The following is a 2,122-nucleotide window of genomic DNA, read 5'->3' as shown; positions in this document are numbered from 1 at the left end:
CAGGAATGGTTATTTATGCAGTCCATGGTTCGTTTCTTAAAAGTTGTTGTTTTCCCCCGGTTGGCAGGGATATTCAAAATTGATTCTGCGAATTAGACTCGGTTTTAGTATGAAAGTTCACAATATTGATCTAATCGTAACTAACAAGAAGGCAGGACTTTGATCCGGGAAAATGATCAATGCTGTCTTTCAACACATGCAGAATGGCCCTTCCGGATCAGTAACTGCAGCCCACCAAAAACCATTTACCCATTGGACGTTAAGTGGCTCGCCGGGGCCCTGGTGTGCTCGAGTTATTATGCCGAGCAGGTGATGAGAAAGAATAATGTGGGCCCGGGCTAATAAGTGACAGCAAATAATCAGTCATCCATCCTTAGTTCAGTGATTTTCGCCGTATTATCGTCGTGTATGGTAAACACATGGCCATCGGGACTGAAAGCGGCTGATTTGATCACACAATGATGGTAAATGGTGGCTTTTTTTTGCCACGATCCATCACGTAGCTGGCCATAAACTTTTGCCTTATTATCGTCTCCTCTGGCTGTGACCATATGGCGGCCATCGACGCTAAAGGCTGCTAATGCGACACCAAAAACATGGGAGATGGTCGCTTTTTTTCCCCAGGAACCATTGTCCTTCTGGCCATAGATGTTCAAATTTTTATCTCCACTGTGGATGATCACATTGCGGCTATCGGCGCTAAAGGTGACTGATTTAATGCCCGCAAAATAATAGGAAATGGTCGTTTTTTTTTCCCATGATCCATCGTCCTTCTGGCCATAGATTCTCGACTTTTCATCGCGACCGTGAGTGATCACAAAGCGGCTATCGGGGCTGAAGGTGGCTGAGAAGACCAGATTATTATTATGGGAAATAGTGGTTTTTACTTCCCATGATCCGTCGTCCTTCCTGCCATAGATTATCGCCCTGCCATCCACACTGGCGGTCACCAAATGGCGGTTATCGGCGCTGAATGTCGCTGAGAAGAGCAGATCCTCATGGGTAATGATCGCTTTTTCTTCCCATAATCCATCGGTCTCCAGGCTATAGATTTTCGCCTGATCGAAGCTGGCGGTCACCACATGGTGGTTATCGGTGCTGAAGGTGGCTGAGTAGATAGGTTTATTATGGGAAATCATGGCTTGTTCTTCCCATGACCCATCGTCCTCTATGCTATAAATTCTCGCCTTGCCATCCATACAGGCAGTCAATAAATAGCGATCATCGGCGCTGAGGGTGGCTGATTTGACAGGTCTATCATGGGAAATAATGACTTTTTCTACCCATGACTCATCGTCTTGCTTGCCATAGATCTTCGCCTTGCCATCTCTACTGGCGGTCACCACATAGCGCTCATCGGCGCTGAAGGTAGCTGAGGAGACTGTCTCATCATGGGTAATAGTGGCTTTTTCTTCCCATGATCCATCGGTCTTCAGAGCATAAATTTTTGCGGTTTTATCGTTACTTGCGGTCACCACATGGCGGCCACTGGCACTGAAGGTGGCCTCATTGATACTGTTATCATGGGAAATAGTGGCTTTTACTGTCCATGATTCACAGCAATAGATTTTCAACGTTTTATTGTCACTGACGATCAAAATATGGCGACTATCGAGGCCGAAGCTTGCCAATTTCTTTGTAGCAGTGGTGTGCAAGTTCCGTGTAGCAAAGATGGGGAGAGTGGCTTTTGTCTCCAATTTAAATGTTTTACATTCAGACATCAGTTTAGTGATAGAGGAAAAGAACAGCGCAGGAAAATAAACACTCGTTTGGCAATCCATGATTGACTTGATTAATGCCTCATCCTTTGTAAAGCGCCTCAACCAATCCTCGAGTTGATCTTTATCTTTTGCAGTGACGATTGTCTCCATCAGAGCCTGCTGTGATGAAGGAAATTGGCGATACCAGGCCCTTGCTATTGAAGTATCGTTTTTGATTGTACTGTTCATGTATGAATTTACCCGTGTTAAACGGGTAATATCATGAGCCTGCAAATAGGAATAAATTTTGGATTGTATTTCCAGTGGTAAATCGAGCAATAATGAAAGCTCTTTCTTGTCACGCACAATGACGTTCCTGCCCATAGCGGTACCACTGGTTCTTTCTGATCGAGCTTGATCCG

At 45.1% G+C, this 2,122-nt stretch carries 1 protein-coding gene; it reads right to left on the bottom strand.

Annotation, left to right across the window (positions count from 1 at the left end; translation table 11 throughout):
* Positions 1-359: 359 nt before the first annotated feature.
* On the bottom strand, positions 360-2,122 hold a 1,763-nt coding region (locus KDK16_RS08725; protein WP_257275637.1), incomplete at its 5' end, for a WD40 repeat domain-containing protein.

It is taken from the genome of Endozoicomonas sp. SESOKO4, assembly GCF_024606275.1.
Note: the sequence above shows the minus strand (reverse complement) of the source record. Positions and strands in the feature narration are given on the sequence as shown.